Origin of the sequence: Capnocytophaga genosp. AHN8471 (assembly GCF_016806945.1) — a bacterium.
Classification (GTDB): domain Bacteria; phylum Bacteroidota; class Bacteroidia; order Flavobacteriales; family Flavobacteriaceae; genus Capnocytophaga; species Capnocytophaga periodontitidis.
Map to the genome: position 1 here is coordinate 15,825 of NZ_JAESPJ010000016.1, position 19,216 is coordinate 35,040.

12 protein-coding genes are annotated in these 19,216 nt (G+C 42.2%); 11 read left to right on the forward strand and 1 reads right to left on the reverse strand.

Annotated features, from left to right (window positions below):
- The first annotated feature begins 127 nt into the window (after positions 1-127).
- From JMN12_RS06720 to JMN12_RS06755, 8 genes are all read left to right on the forward strand, one after another.
- Positions 128-2,503 (forward strand): hypothetical protein, encoded by a 2,376-nt coding sequence (locus JMN12_RS06720; RefSeq protein ID WP_203082279.1) that lies wholly within the window; start codon positions 128-130, stop codon positions 2,501-2,503.
- A gap of 29 nt (positions 2,504-2,532) precedes the next feature.
- On the forward strand, positions 2,533-2,907 hold the full coding sequence (locus JMN12_RS06725) for a hypothetical protein (protein ID WP_203082280.1): 375 nt from the start codon (positions 2,533-2,535) through the stop codon (positions 2,905-2,907).
- A gap of 63 nt (positions 2,908-2,970) precedes the next feature.
- Entirely contained in the window at positions 2,971-5,826 is a 2,856-nt protein-coding gene (locus tag JMN12_RS06730) for a glycosyl hydrolase (RefSeq protein ID WP_203082281.1), read from the forward strand.
- 13 nt (positions 5,827-5,839) lie between these two features.
- Positions 5,840-6,496: a porin family protein gene (locus JMN12_RS06735; RefSeq protein WP_203082282.1), complete on the forward strand. Its 657-nt coding sequence runs from the start codon at positions 5,840-5,842 to the stop codon at positions 6,494-6,496.
- Positions 6,497-6,501: 5 nt separating this feature from the next.
- Positions 6,502-8,778 carry a beta-glucosidase gene (locus JMN12_RS06740; protein ID WP_203082283.1) on the forward strand — a complete coding sequence of 759 codons (2,277 nt, stop codon included), beginning with the start codon at positions 6,502-6,504 and terminating at the stop codon, positions 8,776-8,778.
- Positions 8,779-8,781: 3 nt separating this feature from the next.
- Positions 8,782-10,254, forward strand: a complete 1,473-nt coding sequence (locus tag JMN12_RS06745; RefSeq protein WP_203138183.1) for an NAD-dependent epimerase/dehydratase family protein — start codon at positions 8,782-8,784, stop codon at positions 10,252-10,254.
- A 12-nt stretch (positions 10,255-10,266) separates the two neighbouring features.
- On the forward strand, positions 10,267-12,624 hold the full coding sequence (locus tag JMN12_RS06750) for a family 78 glycoside hydrolase catalytic domain (RefSeq protein ID WP_203138193.1): 2,358 nt from the start codon (positions 10,267-10,269) through the stop codon (positions 12,622-12,624).
- Between the two features lie 20 nt (positions 12,625-12,644).
- Entirely contained in the window at positions 12,645-12,839 is a 195-nt protein-coding gene (locus tag JMN12_RS06755; RefSeq protein WP_203138195.1) for a hypothetical protein, read from the forward strand.
- A 129-nt stretch (positions 12,840-12,968) separates the two neighbouring features.
- On the opposite strand, the gene JMN12_RS06760 is transcribed toward JMN12_RS06755, so the two are convergent.
- On the reverse strand, positions 12,969-14,399 hold the full coding sequence (locus JMN12_RS06760) for a hypothetical protein (protein WP_203082288.1): 1,431 nt from the start codon (positions 14,397-14,399) through the stop codon (positions 12,969-12,971).
- Between the two features lie 287 nt (positions 14,400-14,686).
- Here JMN12_RS06760 and JMN12_RS06765 point away from each other — a divergent pair, with 287 nt between their 5' ends.
- The 3 genes from JMN12_RS06765 to JMN12_RS06775 all read left to right on the forward strand — a co-directional run bounded on the left by JMN12_RS06765 (position 14,687) and on the right by JMN12_RS06775 (position 19,123).
- Positions 14,687-15,613, forward strand: coding sequence for a PfkB family carbohydrate kinase (locus JMN12_RS06765; protein ID WP_203138199.1), 927 nt, complete (start codon positions 14,687-14,689; stop codon positions 15,611-15,613).
- Between the two features lie 61 nt (positions 15,614-15,674).
- On the forward strand, positions 15,675-16,961 hold the full coding sequence (gene hemL / locus JMN12_RS06770; protein ID WP_203138207.1) for a glutamate-1-semialdehyde 2,1-aminomutase: 1,287 nt from the start codon (positions 15,675-15,677) through the stop codon (positions 16,959-16,961).
- A gap of 59 nt (positions 16,962-17,020) precedes the next feature.
- Positions 17,021-19,123, forward strand: coding sequence for a GH92 family glycosyl hydrolase (locus JMN12_RS06775; protein ID WP_203138208.1), 2,103 nt, complete (start codon positions 17,021-17,023; stop codon positions 19,121-19,123).
- Positions 19,124-19,216: the final 93 nt, after the last annotated feature.

A 19,216-nucleotide genomic window follows, 5' to 3' on the forward strand; every position in this document is an offset into this window, starting at 1 on the left:
GTATATTGTACGTAATAAATTCTTTTATACCTTTGCATCGAAATTAAACAACAATAAATATAAACAAACAAAAAGGTATTTTATTTATCACACGAAAAATCTCATAACGAATTAATACATTACCGATATGAAAACGCTCATAACAAACTTTACTTCGCTTTGCCTTTTGGCTGTTACCTCAGCCTTTGCGCAAGAGCCCGTCACTCAGCCAACGGATACTATAGTACCTGTGGTTACTATGGATACCGTGCCTCCCGCACCTAAAGTAGATTCTTTACCTTCTACTTCTCCTGTTGCACCTAAAAAAGATGTTTTAGGTAAAGATGTGAAAGAACGCGATACCGAAAACCGCAACGTAATGCTCAACGCTAGTAGTGCTACCACTCCTCGTCAGTTGAACATAGGCTTGCCTTTTAACGGTGATATTCTTATCCTTGAGAACGACATTCCTGTAGTATACACCTTTTGGACACAAATACCTACCACCGCGTGGCGCTATGATAGCACCGTAGGGCGCATCGGGATGATGTCGTTCCAAGATGGTGCTCTTACTTATGGCAAAGTGGGTTATATCGTTACCTCTTGGGACAGAGAACCTGGTCGCAAGTTGCAAGGTTATGCTTCTACTTATTTTACCAATTATGGTAGTAGCCATCTCGACGCTTCGGTAACAGCCCCTATCGGCAAAAAAGGTTGGGGCTTTATGGCAGGCTTCAACGAAACTTTTGAACGTGGTAGTGGTGGTAATTACCAATTCACTCCTTTCCAAGACCGTTTTGAAATGTTTAAAATAGGAGTCTCTAAAAAGTACAGCAAAGGTTTTGTACGCGCTTACTACAAACACGCAACCGATATACCGATGCTCGGCGCTTATAGTCCTTTTGTGTACAAAGGCAAAGGTAAAACTAAAGCTATAGATGGTTTTGATTTAGGTAGAGATGTGTATATGCCTAATGATGGTCTGTTTCCATATAAGGACTACAACACAGGTGAAACCAAACTTGGCAACCTCAATTCGGATGAAGCCTCTAAAAACATCACTAATGCTATCTACCTCACTGGTGAACACCGCTTTAATAATGGTTGGAAACTCAACTACGCTAATATGTATATGAACTCCAAAGCTGCCTTTACCATTCTATACCCTTTGAGTATGTTTATTACCGACCCCGACCAACAAACAGGTATGACTTTTAAATACGTAGGCACCAACAAAGAGTACAAAGGTGCGGTACAACTCAATTCAGTGCAATACTACCCTCAGGTAGAAATCAACACTTGGATCACTCGTTTAGAGGCTACTAAAAAATTTGACAAACACAGCCTTAGATTAGGTACTACTTACCAATATTACCACGCTCCTGAGATACAACACAACGGTATGTTCTATCAAACGGTAGAAGCGAATCCTAAACGCTTAGATGCCTATGTAGGGGGAGGAACGGTTAATATTACCCCTCAATATGGTATTTTAGGAGACTCTTATGGAGGTTATAAAGTAACAAGTGATAAAAAGTTAGCTTTCTACGCTTCTGATGATATCAAACTGAACGACCGTTTCGATATTGGTTTCGGCGCTCGTATTGAGAGATATTACGACTATAGTACTCGCGATCCTTATACAAATCAATACGTGCAAAACCGCGATTTTATAAAGAAGAAATTCAAGGACTGGAACAAAGTAGGCTATTTCAACTTTGTAGCCAAAGTATCTAACGAGTTCGGTTTCTTGGGTGATATTACTTATAACGATTGGGCTGCACGCTATTGGGATAATGCTAATAACGAAAAAGACACTAATGGCAAGGAAATATTTGCGACTCCTCATACTACTACCCAAAGCGTACTGAACTACGGTGGAGGGGTGTATTGGAATCACGGCGATCTCATAAGTTTGGTATCTAAAGTAACTCGTATCTACAAAAAGAACAATATCGCCTCTGAGTCTATCGTAAATCCAGCAAATCCCAGCGAACAAAAAACTTTCTACCCTTTGTTCTACGATATTGCTACCCTTGGTTGGACTACCGATATCGTTTCTAAGCCGTTTAAGAATTTCAACTTGCACTTCCTACTCACACTCCAAAAACCAGAGTATAAAGACTATGAGTACAGTGCCTACGGGGTAAGCTATAGCTATAACGATAAAATCATTCCTGAGCTTTCAAAAACTCTTATAGAAATAGACCCCAGCTACTTTATGCTCAAAGGCGACCTCCGCTTGTGGCTCAGTTTCCGCTACTTTGGTAAGCAGTACGGTAACCCTACCAATGCGATTTCGTACAACGGCTGGTGGGAAAGCTTTGGAGGGGTGGATTACAAGCTCAACCGCAATATCGACCTCAAATTCCAAGTAGTAAATATTTTGAACGAAACAGGTATCAAAGGCGCTCTCGTAGGGGCTAATCAAATTCTCGACGATACTAATTACAAAGGTCGCAAAATCGTAGCAGGCGCTATTCGCCCGCGTACTTACGAACTCACTCTTAATTTCAAATTCTAAAACAGTAACATTTTTAATATTTTATCATTATGAAAAACATTCAAAAACTTTTAATCGTAGCAGTCCTCTTTTTTGCAGGATTTGCAGCTGCACAAGCACAATCTGAAGCCGAAAAATTCTTTGTAGGCAAATGGAAACTGATGGTCTATGGACTTCCTAACGGCGACAGCGAGATGGTTCTCAATATCACCAAAAACAGCGATGGTACTCTTGGTGGTACTATAGGTGGTGACGATGCCAATGCTAACAAACTCACTAAGGCTGAGATTGAGGGCAATACCTTCTATGCCAATTTCATTGGTAACGGTTACAACGTTCCTCTTTATATAGAGAAAAAGGGTGACAAAAATGTAGAAGGTAGTATGAACGATATGTTTGATATCGAAGGTACTAAAATCAAGTAGTCTTTCTTAAACCAAAGGAGGCGTTAGCTTGCGCCTCCTTTTTCACCTCTTATTTCTTAGCTTATGAAACGCTTATTTCCTTTTATACTCTTGGCAATCACCCCACTCAAGGCACAAACTCAAGCCGAGAAATACTGGTTGCCGTCGGTAACTTTCTCTGCTGAAAACTTTGCACATCCGGCACCTCAGTTTGCCCCTTTTACTCGTTGGTGGCTACCAGGGAACGATATCACTCCCGAAGAGCTAAAACGGGAAATCAACCTCTTTGCCGACAATCACTTCGGAGGGGTGGAAATCCAACCTTTCGCTTTAGTAATGCCCACGCGTGGCAAAGGTCGTGCCGACCGTATAATGAACTACGATACTCCTGCTTATTACGAAAACATCAAGCAAATGCTCGCTGAAGCTCAAAAACGCAACGTTACTGTCGATTTCACCAACGGCAGTGGCTGGCCTCCTGGTGGGCCACATATTGCTAAAGAAGAAGGTAATCTTACCCTTGAGTTTGGCATTGCTAATCTGGGTGCGCAACCTATTGCCCTGCCAAGAGCATCACATTCCGATGACCCTACTGCTAAATTAGTAGCTGTATTGGCTGGTAAATTCCTAAATGATACTACTGCTACCGATAAAACCTTCCGTATAGACCCTAAAACGCTCATCAATATTACCGATAAAGTAAAAAACAACACTATACAATACAGCGCTCCCAAAGGGTGGAAAGCCATCGCCTTTTGGTCGGTGCCTACTCAGGAAACGCCTATGCTCATCGCCAAACGCGAAGCGGGCTACGTGTTCAATCATTTCGATTCACTACAAGTAAAGAAAAATTACGACTATTTCTTTGGTAAACGTACAGGCTTAGCCCCTTATTTTGGCAAACCCGTACGTGCGATTTTCAACGATAGTTATGAGTTTAAAGCCAACAGACATTTCTCTGATGATTTTATCCGCATTTTCAAGCAACAACGCGGTTATGACCCTACCCCTTACCTGCCAGCTAATATGTGGCGTGGTTATAACAATATGTACGAACGTATGGCACATCCTGCTAATGCTCCCTATTTTAGTTTAGGAACTGACGATTGGCGCTTGCGTTACGACTACGACCTTACCCTTAGTGAGTTATTGCAAAAGCACTTTTTAAAAAGCTCTAAACATTGGACAAATGCTCGCAACCTCTTGCACCGCACTCAAACTTATGGACTCAATATGGACATAATGGCAGCGGCAGGCTTGGCTTCTATCCCCGAAGTAGAAACGATGCTTTTCTCCAAAGGTTCTGAAAATGGTTACAAACTCATTACTTCAGGAGCACACCTGTACAATCGCCCTATCATTAGTTGTGAAACAGCCGTTTATTTTAAACGCGCTTATATGACCACCCCTCACAAACTCAAGCTCACTTTCGATAAGCTCTTCAGTAGTGGGGTAAATCAAATTATCTATCATGGCACTCCCTATCGATATTTCCCTGAGGGCTACCCAAAAGAAGGGTGGTATCCATTCTACAATTCAGCCTTAGGCATTGACTTTTCATCGAATATCAATGAAAACAATCCTTTCTGGAAATATATTAGCCAAATCAACCAATACGCACAGCGCGCTCAATACGTATTGCGTTCTGGCAAACCTCACGCCGATGTGCTGATATACTATCCTTTCTTAAACTATAGCGAAGAAGTTGCCAACCCGCGCGAGGTAATGATAGCGGGTGAGTTGAAGGATACTGAGCCTCCACTTCCTGCCGAAAACAAAAATGTAGCCTATAGTCGTGCTATCGATACTGAATGGTTAAAACAGATAATGCCTCTTATTGATGAACTCAACCAGCTTGGCGTCACTTGGGATTGGATCAACGATGCTTCTTTGCGAGAACTTTCATTGTTACACAACAAACGCCTTAGCATACGAGGTAATGAGTACCAATCGCTCATATTGTTTCGGTTGCCATATATCCAACTCAAGAGTGCTGAAAACTTACAAAAGTTAGCTAAAAAAGGAGCAAATATATTGTTGATAGGCGATGTACCTACCCAACAACCTAACTATTTCAATTATCAGAAAAACGATATAAAAACCCAAAAAGCAATGCAGGCACTCGCTAAAACTATTGGCAGCCATCATATCAAAGAGCAAGCAGAAATGCTAAACAATTGGTATTCGTCTATTCAGTTGCCTATTACGTATATGCAGCCTAACCCCGCCTTGCGTCAGCAGCGCCGTAAGCTCTCAGACGACAGTTATGCACAATTCATCTGGAACGAAAGCGACAGTTGGCAAGAGGTGCCTATTCAAACTGAAAAAGGTTTGGGATACGCTTATTGGCTTGATGCTACCGATGGCAGTATTCGCGTTGCCAATCTTGAAAAAGGCGCTTACCGCTATCAGTTGCCACCTTATAGCAGTATTTTCTTTATGGTTTCTAAGCAGATGACCGAGATGCCTCTCAGCTCAAAAGTGCTTTACAATCCATCGGTTGCTAAAGCTGTAGCTACTCCTGAAAAGTGGCATATACAAGCAGGGACTATAAAAGTGGAAAACACCGCTCTTTTCGATTGGAAAACTCATCCACAGCTGAAGTACAACAGCGCTCCTGCTGTTTATACTACTGAGTTTGTAATCAGCTCACTCAGCCCTTCCAAACACTATTTCCTCAGCTTAGGCAAAGTGTATTACGCTACCGATATAGTAGTGAATGGCAAAAAAGTGAGCTCAGAAGTGTTTATGCCTTTTGTAACCGATATTACTCCTTATCTTCAACAAGGTAGCAATACCCTCGAAATTACTATCACAAATGCCGCTTACAACGATTTTGTAGGGCAAGCTGAAAAAGGAGAAAAAGTATTCAAAAAGCTCAAAGGCAGTGATACTATGAGTGCTGGGCTCATAGGTCCCGTACAAATAATGGAACAATAAAGCTTATTATGAAATGAAAAAGATATTATTTTTAACACTTGCTCTATGTGTTTCTATAACATTTTCGCAAGAAACTCGCTTTTCTTTTGGAGTAAAAGCAGGAAGTAACATTTCTAATATAAATGATACAAGCCAAACAAAATACAAAGTAGGCTTTGTAGGAGGTGTTTTTACAAATTATAAAATACTCCCATCTCTTAGTTTACAACCCGAAGTACTATACTCTATGCAGGGATATAAATCTAACATTACAGGAGATTATAGAGGAACTCCCGTAGTATATACAGATAATGTAAAAATGGATTATATCGGCATTCCTGTAATGGTACAATATACTTACAGAGGATTTTATGCCGAGGCAGGGCCTCAATTTGCTTTCAATGTAAAAAACTCACTTGATTACGAAGTTTCTCTTTCTTACTTTGGAAATAAAGTTACTTATAGCGACAAACTAAAAGACATTGCAAAAGATTTTGATTTTGCTATAGGTGTAGGTTTAGGATACCATATTCCTAATACAAAATTCAGTATAGGAGCTCGCTATACCTTTAGTTTAACATCCTATTATACTGATGGAGGTACTACCAGTGGAGGATATAATTTTATTGATCACGATAGTGGAAATCCTAAAAACCGTGTTTATTCATTGTCAATATCATATAAAATATAACAGCTATGAAAAATGTAATAACTATCACAACAATTTTAGCCTTTTCGCTAAGTTTTGCACAACCAGCCCCACAGCTTCGCAAAAACAACATTGACGAAGTAATCAAAGCGATGACACTTGACGAGAAAATAGCCCTGCTAAGCGGTATTGGCCTTTCAGTATCACAAAGCAGCGATGGTACTGTTGCGGGGCGTATTGAAGGAAGAGTGCCTGGGGCTGCAGGCGCTACTACAGCCATTCCGCGCTTGGGTATCCCTTCAGTAATAATGGCAGATGGGCCTGCAGGATTGCGTATAGACCCTACGATCGTCAACGGTGAAAAAATCTATACCACTGCTTTTCCTGTAGGTAGTTTGATAGCGAGTACTTGGAATACCACACTCACCACTTCGGTAGGTAAGGCGATGGGCAACGAGGTAAAAGAAATGGGAGTAGATGTACTTCTCGCCCCTGGTATGAATCTTATTCGCAATCCTCTATGCGGTCGTAACTACGAGTATTACGCCGAAGACCCTGTGCTCAGCGGTGAGATGGCTACTGCAGCGGTAAATGGTGTCCAAAGTCAAGGGGTAGGTGTATCTGTAAAACACTTTGTAGCTAATAATCAAGAGTCTAATCGCAATAGTGTGAGTGCTTTGGTGAGCCAGCGTGCTTTGCGTGAACTCTATCTTCGATCTTTTGAAATTGCTATCAAAAAATCTAATCCTTGGACAGTGATGAGCTCCTATAATAAAATCAATGGTACTTATGCCTCCGAAAATTCCGATCTGCTCACTGCGATTCTTCGCAATGATTGGCAATACAAAGGAATGGTTACTACCGATTGGCTCGCGGGACGCAAATACGCTGACCAAGTGAAAGCAGGTAACGACCTGCTAATGCCAGGGCGCAAGCAAGAAACAAAAAAAATAAAAGAAGCTATTGAAAACGGTAGCCTGCAAGAAGCTGAACTTAATCGCAATGTACAACGCATATTAGAATTAGTAGTCAAAACACCTACTTTCAAGCAATATCCGTACAACCAAAAACCCGATTTTACTACTAACAGAGCCATAGCTCAACAAGTAGCTGAAGAAGGGATGATTCTTTTGAAAAACAAGGCTGCTCTTCCCTTATCAGCCGGCAAAATAGCTCTCTTAGGTAACGCTTCTTACGATACTTTCGTAGGGGGAACTGGTAGTGGTGAAGTACAATCAGCCTATACGATTTCTTTTTACGACGGACTTAAAAAAGCAGGTTTTTTGTTAGACGAAAACCTCAAAAACGCTTACCTCAACTACATCATCGAAGAAAAGGCAAAGCGCCCTAAACGTGTGAGTATCTTAGATGTTGTCAAACCTGTAGAAGAGTTTCCTATAAGCGAACAACAACTTCAACAGATGTCACGCAATTGTGAGGCAGCTATCATCACTATTGGAAGAAGTGCCGGTGAAGGCTCCGATCGCAGTGTCGAAACTGATTATGTTCTCAACGACAAAGAGCTTGCCCTTATTAAAGCTACCGCCAGCGCTTTCCACGCTCAAGGTAAAAAGCTTATCGTTGCTCTTAATATCGATGCTTTAGTAGAGGTTACTTCTTGGCAAGACCTTGCCGATGCGCTACTCATCACTTGGTTGCCTGGTCAAGAAGCGGGGAATGCTTTTGCTAATATCCTCACCGGCAAAACCAATCCTTCAGGTAAGTTGCCTCAAACGATGGCACTTTCTTATAGTGATATCCCTTCGGCTACTGCTTTCCCTGGACTGCCAAAACGCACCCCTACTGAAAGTGTTTACAACGAAGGTATTTATGTAGGTTATCGCTATTTTAGTTCTTTTGGTAAACCTGTAGCCTATCCGTTTGGTTACGGACTTTCGTATACCCAATTTGAAATGAAAAAGCTTAAAGCGCCTACTAAATTCAGCAAAAAACTCAGTTTAAGTGTAGAAGTAACCAATGTAGGTGAAGTAGCAGGTAAGGAAGTAGTACAAGTATACCTTTCAGCTCCTGCAAAGTCTATGGATAAACCAGCCTTAGAACTCAAAGCTTTTGTAAAAACTGAACTACTCAGCCCTAAACAATCACAAACACTCAGTTTTACCCTCACCCCCAAAAGTCTTGCTTCTTTTGATACCGCACGCTCAGCTTGGGTAGTTGAAGCAGGTACTTACACTGTAAAAGTAGGCAATTCAGTCGAAAATATTTTGCAAACAGCAACTTTTACCGTACCTAAAGAAATTGTAGTGCAAAAAGTAGCTAATGTGCTCAAACCTAACAAAGCGTTCGATGAACTAAAGAGATAAAAAATGAAAACCGTATTTCTCACAGGTGCTACAGGCAATATGGGTAGAGAAGGAATGAAAGAACTCCTCAGCCGTAGCGACCGTTTTCAAATAAAAATATTAGTACTCCCTCACGAAAAGAACAAACCTTTAGTGCAAGAATGGGAGCAGAAACCCAATGTAACCATTGTTTATGGCGACCTTACCAATTACGACGATGTACTCGAATGCGTTACAGGAGCAGACTATGTGTTACACGTTGGCGGTATGGTTGCCCCTATGGCTGATTATCACCCAGCTCTTACCACCAAAGTGAATATTGGGGCAGCAAAAAACATCGTAAAAGCTATCCAGAGTCAGCCTAATAAAGATGCCATAAAACTCGTTTATATAGGCACAGTGGCTCAAACAGGCGACCGCAATCCTCCTATTCATTGGGGGCGTACTGGTGACCCTATCAAAATAAGTATTTACGACAACTATGCTCTTACTAAAACCATTGCCGAACGCGAGGTGATTGAATCTGGACTCAAATATTGGGTGTCGCTTCGCCAAACAGGAGTGCTCTACTTCGATTTGATGAAGAACACTAACGACCCTATTATGTTTCACGAACCTTTGAATGGCGTATTCGAGTGGGTAACTGCGCGCGACTCAGGCAGAATGCTCGCCAATGCCTGCGAAGACAGTGTGCCTGAGGATTTTTGGTGTCGTATTTACAACATCGGGGGAGGTGAAAAATACCGCTCTATGAATTGGGAGTTTATGCAAATGACCAGCAGCTTGGTAGGCGTAAAAGACTTTCGCAAGATATGGGAACCTAATTGGTTTGCCACCCGCAATTTCCACGGACAGTGGTATCTCGATTCCGATGAACTCGAAAAATACCTGCATTTCCGTTCAGGGTCGTTAGAAGAATTTGTTGCCGAAATGAAAGAGCACGCACCTAAAGTCGCTAAATTAGCTAAATATATCCCGTCGTGGGTAATTAAAAACCTCGTGTTTAAACCCGTTGCCAATAAGCCTTTTGGCACTTTGTATTGGTTCAAACACCATTGCGAAAACCGCATCACTGCTTTCTTTGGCTCTAAAGAACAATGGGAACAAATCCCCTCTTGGGAACACTTTACTTTTGAGCAGGCGTCTAAAGAACCTAAAAAGTTAGATCACGGCTACGACGAGAGCAAACCTAAAAGCGAATTAGACCTCAGCGATATGCAACAAGCAGCAGCCTTCCGCGGAGGTAAATGCCTCTCTACCGAAATGCAAAAAGGAGACCTCAAAACAAAATTGGAATGGGAATGTGCCTGCGGTCATCACTTTCAGGCGAGCCCTACACTTGTTTTGCTCGGCGGACATTGGTGCCCTGAGTGCCTCCCTATGCCTTGGAATTACGACGAGGAAGCCAAACGCAATCCTTTCTTTGCACAAGTTTGGACTCCCCTCCACAATCCCGATGAACACAACGTATACGAGGCTTCTATTTTAGATGAATAACAATTTAACGCTATGAAAAACCTATTCCTTCTTTTTGCTTTTCTCAGTCTTTCGGCAGTAGCTCAAACAGTAAACCCTGAGTTGCTCACTAAAAACTGGCGCGCTTTCTGGGTGTATGTACCTAATACTGACCCTAATGACTATGGCGTATATCACTTTCGCAAAGTGCTCTCGCTCGAGGCCAAACCTGCTACTTATGTGGTTCACGTCTCTGCCGACAATCGCTACAAATTGTTTGTAAACGGTCAGTTAGTCTCTTTAGGTCCCGCTCGCGGTGACCTCTACCATTGGCATTACGAAACAGTAGATATTGCCCCTTACCTAATGCAAGGCAACAATGTGATAATGGCTACCGTGTGGAATGATGGCAAGCACAAACCTTTGGCGCAAATCAGCTCACGGACAGCTTTTATACTGCAAGGTGATGGCAAAGCCGAAAGTGCTTTGAATACAAATGCTTCTTGGAAGTGTGTGCACGATACTGCTTATGCGCTTGTAAAACCCAACGCTATAGGCTTTTTTGTAGCTCCTTATGGCGAGTTTATCGATATGAACAAAGCTGTGCTCAATAGCGAAAGCCCTGAGTACAACGATAGTCATTGGGAAAAAGCTGCTACTATAGGCGCAGGGCTACCTAAAGGAGTCAATACGATGGGCGCTAACGACTGGATGCTCGTCCCTTCTGCCATTCCTCAAATGGAACGCACTCCTCAATACGGACTCAAAGTCAGAAAAACTGAAGGGCTCAGTCTCCCTAAAAAAATGCCTGTTGGCAAACTCAACTTTACCGTCCCTGCAAACACAAAAGCTACTATACTTTTAGACCAAACTTTTAACACCAATGCCTACCCCGTATTGCAATATAGCGGTGGCAAAAATGCGACTATCGCGCTCAAATATGCCGAAGCTCTTTACGATAACAATTACGATAAAGGCAACCGTGATGAAATAGAAGGCAAAAAGCTACAAGGGGTTACCGACAGCCTGATTGCCAATGGGAAAAAGCAACAAACTTTCACCCCCTTATATTGGAAAACCTTCCGCTATCTACAACTCTCGGTACAAACGGGTAGTGAACCTATTACTATCGAACAACTCTACAGTCTCGCAACGGGCTATCCTTTCCAAAGAGCAACTACTTTCTCTTCCGATGATCCACAGCTCACTCAAATACTAAATGTAGGTTGGCACACCGCTCGTATGTGTGCGATGGAAACTTATATGGATTGCCCTTACTATGAACAATTACAATACGTAGGTGATACCCGTATACAAGCGATGATTACCTACTACAACACTACCGACGATCGCCTTGCACGTCAAGCTATCAACGCAATTAGCGATTCTCGTTTGGCAGAAGGTGTTACCCAAGGGCGCTATCCTGCATCGGGCGATAATATCATTTCTACTTTCTCACTGATGTGGATAGGAATGTTGCACGACTATTACCGCTATTGCCCCGATAGTGATTTTGTAAAACAACACCTGCCTGCAATGCGCCAAATTCTCTCTTTCTACGAAAGCTATACCCAACCCGATGGTACCCTCAAAAATGCACCTTATTGGAAGTTTGTAGATTGGCCTGAGAATGCCAAAGGTTGGAAAATGGGCGAACCTCCTCTCAATCCCGATGGCGGTAGTGCCGTGTTAGACCTCCAACTGCTATGGGCTTACCAATGGGCAAATGAGTTAGAAATGGCGCTTGGCAATAGGGGGTTACAACAGATGTACCAACAGAAAGCTGCTCAATTGGCTCAGAGTATTCACGACAAATATTGGGATAACACTCAACAACTTTTCGCCGATACCCCTGCCAAAAAGAACTACTCTCAGCACGCTAACACTTTGGCGATTCTCACCGGTATTGTAGAGGGACAAGCTGCTCAAGACCTTTTCAAGCGAATGATGAACTTCTCTAATATCACACGAGCTTCTATCTATTTCCGTTACTATGTAAATCAGGCACTTGCCAAAGTAGGTTTAGCCGATGAATACCTACAACAATTGGACGTATGGCGCGATTACCTCAAACTTGGTATGACTACTTGGGGTGAAGATTCTAATATCAAAGCCACCCGCTCCGATTGCCACGCTTGGGGTGCCAGCCCCAATATAGAATTCTATCGTATGTTATTAGGCATAGATACAGCAGCCAAAGGTTTTGCCGAAGTGAAAATAGCCCCTCATTTAGGTACCCTTAAAGAAGTGTCTGGCTCTATGCCACATCCTTACGGCACTATCAAAGTAAGTTATAAATTGGATAAAAAGGGAAGCTCAATGCTAATATCACCCTACCCGAAAAGCTCAAAGGCACTTTTGTATGGAAAAACACAACAAAAGAACTCAAAGCGGGGAATAATACTTTTATAATGTAATTAAACTGAAGTCTTATGAATACAACCCTCAGTATCCTCCTAATGGCAATAGGCAGTATTTTATGTGCCTATAGCTGGATTTTCTTACAAGATGTACACAATGTACCCGTAAGTTCTTTATGGCAAGAAAATGAGGGGAAAGACATAAGAGCGTTTATCAAAAAAGGAAGTACTGCCGTAATAGCGCGAAATCTATCTTACAAGGGATAAGTATGGGCAAAATGGTAGCCATCAACGATGCTCAAGTAGCAGAACTGCGCGAGTATTTTAAGGCTGTGATGAGAATCTGCTAAATAATAGGCGCGTTGAAGATGTTCTCCTAACGCGCCTGATTTTTTATTATTTGCACTTTGCGGTGTAATCGTTGATGAGTGCTATGAGGCTTTCTTTATTTGTGGTGTTATAGTCAGCGGGGTTAATTGCAGGGCATTGGAGATAGTTTGATACAAGTTTTTGCACCTCTTCAGGAGTTTTAATACGTCGGAAAGAGTCTTTATCACCTACATACAGAGCAGGTTTGCTACCTATTTTGATGAGGTATGCCTCGGGCATTTTAGGATGTGAAAGCACGTAATTACCGTTGTTAGCATAGAGAATTTCGTAGAAATAAATATTTGTTTCACCTTCCACCTTAAAGATATAGCCCACTTCACGCCCGCTATCAGTACCTAAGAAAGTTCTATCACCTACCCCAAAAATTACGTTATCGGCGGCATTGTATTTAGTTTCTTTACCATCAGTAGTTTTAAGTTTTACTATATCGTTATCTACATTGGCAAAGACTACATTTTTATCGAGTATTGGAGCAATTGATTCAAATTCAATAGTGATAAGTCCATTGAGTTTATTGCCTTGGGAGTCTAACACATAACCCTCTACGTTGTATAAATTTACACTCTGTTTGCGAGCTTCAGCTATTCGCTGTTGTTGAAATGCGTTTTGAGCTGCTTTTTTATCTTCTTCATATTGGGCGAAGTAAGGAGCCATATCGCCAAAAGGATAACCGTTGGCATAGAGCTTCATCACTAAGCGTTTTTCTAAGTCACTTGAAAAACCGATGAGAGGCACAAATACGGGGAGTGTTTTGCCATCAAAAGTTTGGATAAGATAATATTCTTTATCTACCATTGAGGTAAAATTAGAAGAGGCTATTTGTCTACCCGTAATGTCATAGAAAACAAATTCATAGACAGTCATAGCTCCACCCATAGGAGTGATTTTTTTAGAGTAAGAACCTATCTTCATTTCTTTTCTAAAAATATTTCCTTCTTTTACTAAAATCTTATCTGTGTTTTCTAATCTATCTTCAACTTTGATTTCAGCAGTTACTTTCTCAAAAATAGGATCCCATTTTTGAGAGAATTGGCGGTCTTCGGTAGAGAAGAAAGCTTTTACTACTTCAGGGTCAATGCCTTTAACAGTAAGCAGGCCAGTGTTAGATTTGAGCATATTATCCACAATAGCTTTTTCACCCGAAAAGGTAAATTTTAGTTTATCGGGCAAGGGGATTTCCCGCACTTTACCATTGTTGCCAGTGAGTTCCACCCAGCGATGAGGAGCACGATTGTTTTGAGCAGTTTTTTCGGTGAGTACCGCTTTGTACATAAAATTACCGCTAAGGTCACTAAACTCGTACTTGCCCTCTTTCTTTTCTAATTTGGCTACCGGAGTACCTTCAATTTGTAACTCTCCCTTTTTTACTTTATAGTCTTGAGCCTTGAGGCTAAAAGTAATACAAGACAATAGGTATAATAAAAATATTCTTTTCATTAAAGTGTATTTTTTGTTATTTGTAACAAAAGTATAAAATAATTTTTAAATTACAAATCACGAATGATAAAAAACTTTAGTAAAGGTTGTAGCGTGAGAACTATTGGAAGTTTTGCAAAACACTCTTCTTGTAGAAAAATACACTATCTTCTTCAGGAAAAATTAGAAAAATACTACAATTCCCTTCGTTTATAATCCGTATTTCGTAATAATTTTGTACTTTTGCCCGAAATTTGCAAAGAGTAAGATTACTATATTTCTTACTTCTTATCTCTTACTTAAAATAAATGAGCAAACTACTTATTCTCGGAAGCATCGCTTTCGACCAAATAGAAACACCTTTTGGAAAAAGCAACTCTATTATGGGGGGCTCGGCTAACTATATAGCGCTCGCTGCCGCTCAGTTTGAAATCCCTGCTGCGGTCGTCTCTATCGTAGGCGACGACTATCCTCAAGAGTATCTACATCTACTAACTGAGCGCCGTATTGATGTGTCGGGCATTGAGATTGTACACGGTGGTAAAACACTCTTCTGGAGTGGCAAGTATCACAACGATATGAACCAACGCGATACCCTCGACACTCAGTTGAATGTTATCAACGATTTTAAACCCGTAGTCCCTGAGGCTTTTCGCGATGCCGAAGTACTTCTACTCGGCAACCTCCACCCTACCCTACAAATGGACGTGCTCAACCAAATGACTCAGCGCCCCAAATTAGTGGTTATGGACACGATGAACTACTGGATGAACCACACTTGGGATTTGCTAATGGAGGTAATCGCCCGCGTAGATGTGCTCACTATCAACGATGAAGAAGCACGACAGCTTACCAAAGAGTATTCACTTGTGAAAGCTGCTCAGCGCATTATGGCAATGGGTGTGAAGTATGTAGTGATTAAAAAAGGTGAACACGGCGCACTCTTATTCTACGACGATAAAGTGTTTTTTGCTCCTGCCTTGCCTTTAGCCGAAGTATTTGACCCCACAGGTGCTGGCGACACTTTTGCTGGTGGTATGGTGGGTTATCTCACTAAAACTCGCGACTACTCGTTCACCAACTTGAAAAACGCTATCGTTCAAGGGGCAAATATAGCCTCGTTCTGTATTGAAAAATTCGGTGCTGAACGACTGCTCTCCCTCACCCACAACGAGCGAACTGCCCGTTTACAACAATTTAGAGACCTTACACAGTTTGATATTCAACTTAAGTAAGAGATAAGAAGTAAAAGCGTTATCTGCTGCCTCTTATCTCTTACCCCTTACCTAAAAAGATATGCTTTACAAAAGAAGTAGCGAATTATTCGCAGCTGCACAACAAGTACTCCCTGGTGGAGTAAACTCTCCCGTACGCGCTTTCAATGCTGTAGGGGGACATCCTATTTTTATAAAAGAAGCCCAAGGCGCTTATCTCACCGATGAGGATAACCGCAAGTACATCGATTATATTGCCTCTTGGGGGCCTCTCATCTTAGGCCACGCCTACGCCCCTGTAATTGAGGCAGTAACCGAGCGCGCTAAAAAAGGCACCTCTTTTGGCATTCCTACTGAAGTAGAAGTGCAAATCGCCGAATTGGCGGTTGCAATGGTGCCTAATATCGATAAAATCCGCTTTGTGAATAGCGGTACAGAGGCTTGTATGAGCGCTATCCGCTTGGCACGTGGCTATACCGGTAGAGAGAAAATTATCAAATTCGCAGGTTGCTACCACGGACATTCCGATGCTTTCCTCATTGAGGCGGGTAGCGGTGGCGCCACTTTTGGCAGCCCTAATAGCCCTGGGGTAACCCAAGGCACGGCTAAAGATACACTTTTAGCAAACTACAACGATTTAGCATCGGTGAAGACCCTTTTTGAAGCCAATCCTCAGCAAATTGCTTGTGTGATTATAGAACCTGTGGCGGGCAATATGGGCTGTGTGCCTCCTGCCGAAGGATTTTTGGAAGGATTGAGACAACTCTGTACTGAAAATGGTGCCCTTTTGATATTTGATGAGGTGATGACCGGCTTCCGCTTGGCTAAAGGCGGAGCTCAAGAAGTCTTTGGCATCAAAGCTGATATTGTTACCTTTGGGAAAGTGATTGGCGGCGGACTCCCCGTAGGGGCTTTTGCTGCTAATAAAGAAATTATGGGTTACTTAGCACCTGAAGGGCCTGTATACCAAGCGGGAACCCTTAGCGGTAATCCTTTGGCGATGAGTGCTGGTTTGGCGATGCTCACCGCTTTGAATGAACAGCCCGAAGTGTTTGATAGTTTAGCGAAAAAAACAGCTTACTTACACGAAGGATTTGACAATGTGCTAAAACGTGCGGGCATTCCTTATCAAATCAACAGTTTTGGCTCTATGTTTACCCTTTTCTTTAACGAAAATCCCGTAACCGATTTCGCTTCTTCGGCTAAGAGTGATACAGCGCGTTTCCGCAAGTATTTCCACGGAATGTTGCGCGAAGGCGTTTATTTGCCACCAAGTGCTTTTGAAAGTTACTTCCTTAACGATGCGCTTACTTACGAGGATTTGGATAAAACCATTGGCGCTCTTAACAGAGTGATTATGGAGCTGTAGGAAATTAGAAAATTAGCAAATTTGGAAAATCCTGAAACCTAATACCTAATAACAAACTAATGAAACCATACCTTTACCTTTTGGCATTTGCCTTGGTAGCTTGCCACAGTCCGTCAGAGCAAAAAGAGCCAGCTACAGAACAACTCACTAATTATGTAAACCCCTTCATCGGTACCGATGGCACGGGGAATACCTACCCTGGGGCAATGACGCCTTTTGGGATGGTGCAACTCAGTCCGGATATTGGTATCCCAGGTTGGGATAGAATTTCGGGCTACTTCTACCCCGATAGCATCATTACCGGCTTTTCACACACCCACCTTTCAGGTACGGGGGCTGGCGACCTCTACGATGTACTCATTATGCCCACCAATAGTAGATTTAACGAGCGCATTGAGGCAAATAACCACCTGCCTTTCTCCTATTTCTCTCACAAACACGAAACCGCCACCGCCGGTTATTACAGCGTTGATTTGCTGAGTTATGGCATCAAAGCCGAACTCACTGCTACTCCGCGCGTAGGCGTACAACGCTATACTTTCCCTAAGGACGAACAATCCAAAATTACCGTAGATTTAGGTTATAGCATCAACTGGGATAAACCTACTGAAACTTATTTGAAAGTGGTAGATAACACTACTTTGGAAGGCTATCGCTTTTCTACCGGTTGGGCGCGTAACCAAAAGGTGTATTTCGTTATCAAGCTCTCCAAACCCTTTTTTGATAAGGAATTTACTGAAGAAAAAGAAAACGGCAAAGCTAACCGCTCTAAAATTGTGCTCCGCTATGCTACTGCCGAAAATGAAACTATAGTAGTAAAAACAGCACTTTCTATGCACAGCATTGCAGGCGCTTATAAAAATATGGAAGCCGAAGCTCCTCATTTTGCTTTCGACGACTATCGCGAGGCGGCTCATAACCTCTGGGAACGACAATTACAGAAAATTACGGTAGAAGGGGGAACTGAGGAGCAAAAAACAATTTTCTATACAATGCTCTACCAATCGATGTTGGCGCCTAACCTCTTCAGTGATGTCGATGCCCCCGAAAAGCGTTACGATACTTTCTCACTTTGGGATACTTTCCGCGCGGCTCACCCTCTCTACACCTTGTTGCATCGTGAGGCATCCGCCGATTTTATCAAGAGCTTCTTAGCGCACTACCGCGAAAATGGCACTTTACCGGTATGGAGTATGCAGGGCGGTGAAACTAATATGATGATAGGCTATCACGCTGTTCCTATTATCGTAGATGCTTATTTTAAGAATATCCCGATGGATATCCCCTTAGCTTATGAGGCTTGCAAACAAAGTGCAATGGTGAAAGAACGCGAAATTGGTCTTTACCAGCAATATGGTTATGTGCCTTACGATTTAGATAAATCAGGAGAAAATTGGTCGGTGTCTAAAACCTTAGAGTACGCTTACGACGACTGGTGTATTGCGCAATTTGCCAAATCACTCGGCAAGGAACAAGATGCGGCTTACTTTGCCAAACGCGCTGAAAATTGGCGCAACCTCTTTGACGAAAAAACAACTTTCTTCCGCCCTAAAGATAGTAAAGGACAGTTTATCAAGCCTTTCAATCCTAAGGATTACAGCAAATACTTCTGCGAAAGCAATGCTTGGCATTACCGCTGGTTTGTGCCTCATAACATTCTCGGCTTGCGCGATGCGATGGGGGGTACTGATGCTTTTGAACAGAAACTCGATTCGATGTTCACTTTAGCCGTTACTCCCGATGAGAAATTGCCTATTTTCAGTACCGGAATGATAGGACAATACGTGCACGGCAACGAACCGAGTCATCACGTGGCTTACCTCTATCATTTCACGAACCACCCCGAAAAAGTATCTCAACGCGTCACCGAAATATTGAATACTCAATACAAAAATACCCCCAGCGGGCATTGTGGCAATGAGGACTGTGGACAAATGAGCAGTTGGTATGTGCTCTCAGCCTTAGGCCTCTACCCTCTCAACCCTTCCGATGGCAGGTATTATCTAACCCCCCCTTTGTTCGATAAAGCTACCCTTCACTTAGAGAACGGCAAAATCTTCACTATCGAAAAGGGTAAAAAGGCGGGCGAAATACGCTTCAATGGCAAGCCATTTCATAGAAATTACATCAATTACGACGAAATTTTAACCATTAACAATTGACGATTGATAATTAACAATTAAAACTTTTTCAACTTTTTCTTGCTTTTGTCTTTTTTTGTTTATACCTTTGACGTCTCAAATAATCGTAAGTAT

Excerpts from the sequence above, each read along its gene's own strand:
- JMN12_RS06765 (WP_203138199.1), top strand. The coding sequence starts at position 14,687 with ATGAGCAAACTACTTATTCTCGGAAGCATCGCTTTCGACCAAATAGAA.
- hemL (WP_203138207.1), top strand. The coding sequence starts at position 15,675 with ATGCTTTACAAAAGAAGTAGCGAATTATTCGCAGCTGCACAACAAGTA.
- JMN12_RS06735 (WP_203082282.1), top strand. The coding sequence starts at position 5,840 with ATGAAAAAGATATTATTTTTAACACTTGCTCTATGTGTTTCTATAACA.
- JMN12_RS06725 (WP_203082280.1), top strand. The coding sequence starts at position 2,533 with ATGAAAAACATTCAAAAACTTTTAATCGTAGCAGTCCTCTTTTTTGCA.
- JMN12_RS06720 (WP_203082279.1), top strand. The coding sequence starts at position 128 with ATGAAAACGCTCATAACAAACTTTACTTCGCTTTGCCTTTTGGCTGTT.
- JMN12_RS06745 (WP_203138183.1), top strand. The coding sequence starts at position 8,782 with ATGAAAACCGTATTTCTCACAGGTGCTACAGGCAATATGGGTAGAGAA.
- JMN12_RS06730 (WP_203082281.1), top strand. The coding sequence starts at position 2,971 with ATGAAACGCTTATTTCCTTTTATACTCTTGGCAATCACCCCACTCAAG.
- JMN12_RS06760 (WP_203082288.1), bottom strand. The coding sequence starts at position 14,399 with ATGAAAAGAATATTTTTATTATACCTATTGTCTTGTATTACTTTTAGC.
- JMN12_RS06775 (WP_203138208.1), top strand. The coding sequence starts at position 17,021 with ATGAAACCATACCTTTACCTTTTGGCATTTGCCTTGGTAGCTTGCCAC.
- JMN12_RS06750 (WP_203138193.1), top strand. The coding sequence starts at position 10,267 with ATGAAAAACCTATTCCTTCTTTTTGCTTTTCTCAGTCTTTCGGCAGTA.
- JMN12_RS06740 (WP_203082283.1), top strand. The coding sequence starts at position 6,502 with ATGAAAAATGTAATAACTATCACAACAATTTTAGCCTTTTCGCTAAGT.
- JMN12_RS06755 (WP_203138195.1), top strand. The coding sequence starts at position 12,645 with ATGAATACAACCCTCAGTATCCTCCTAATGGCAATAGGCAGTATTTTA.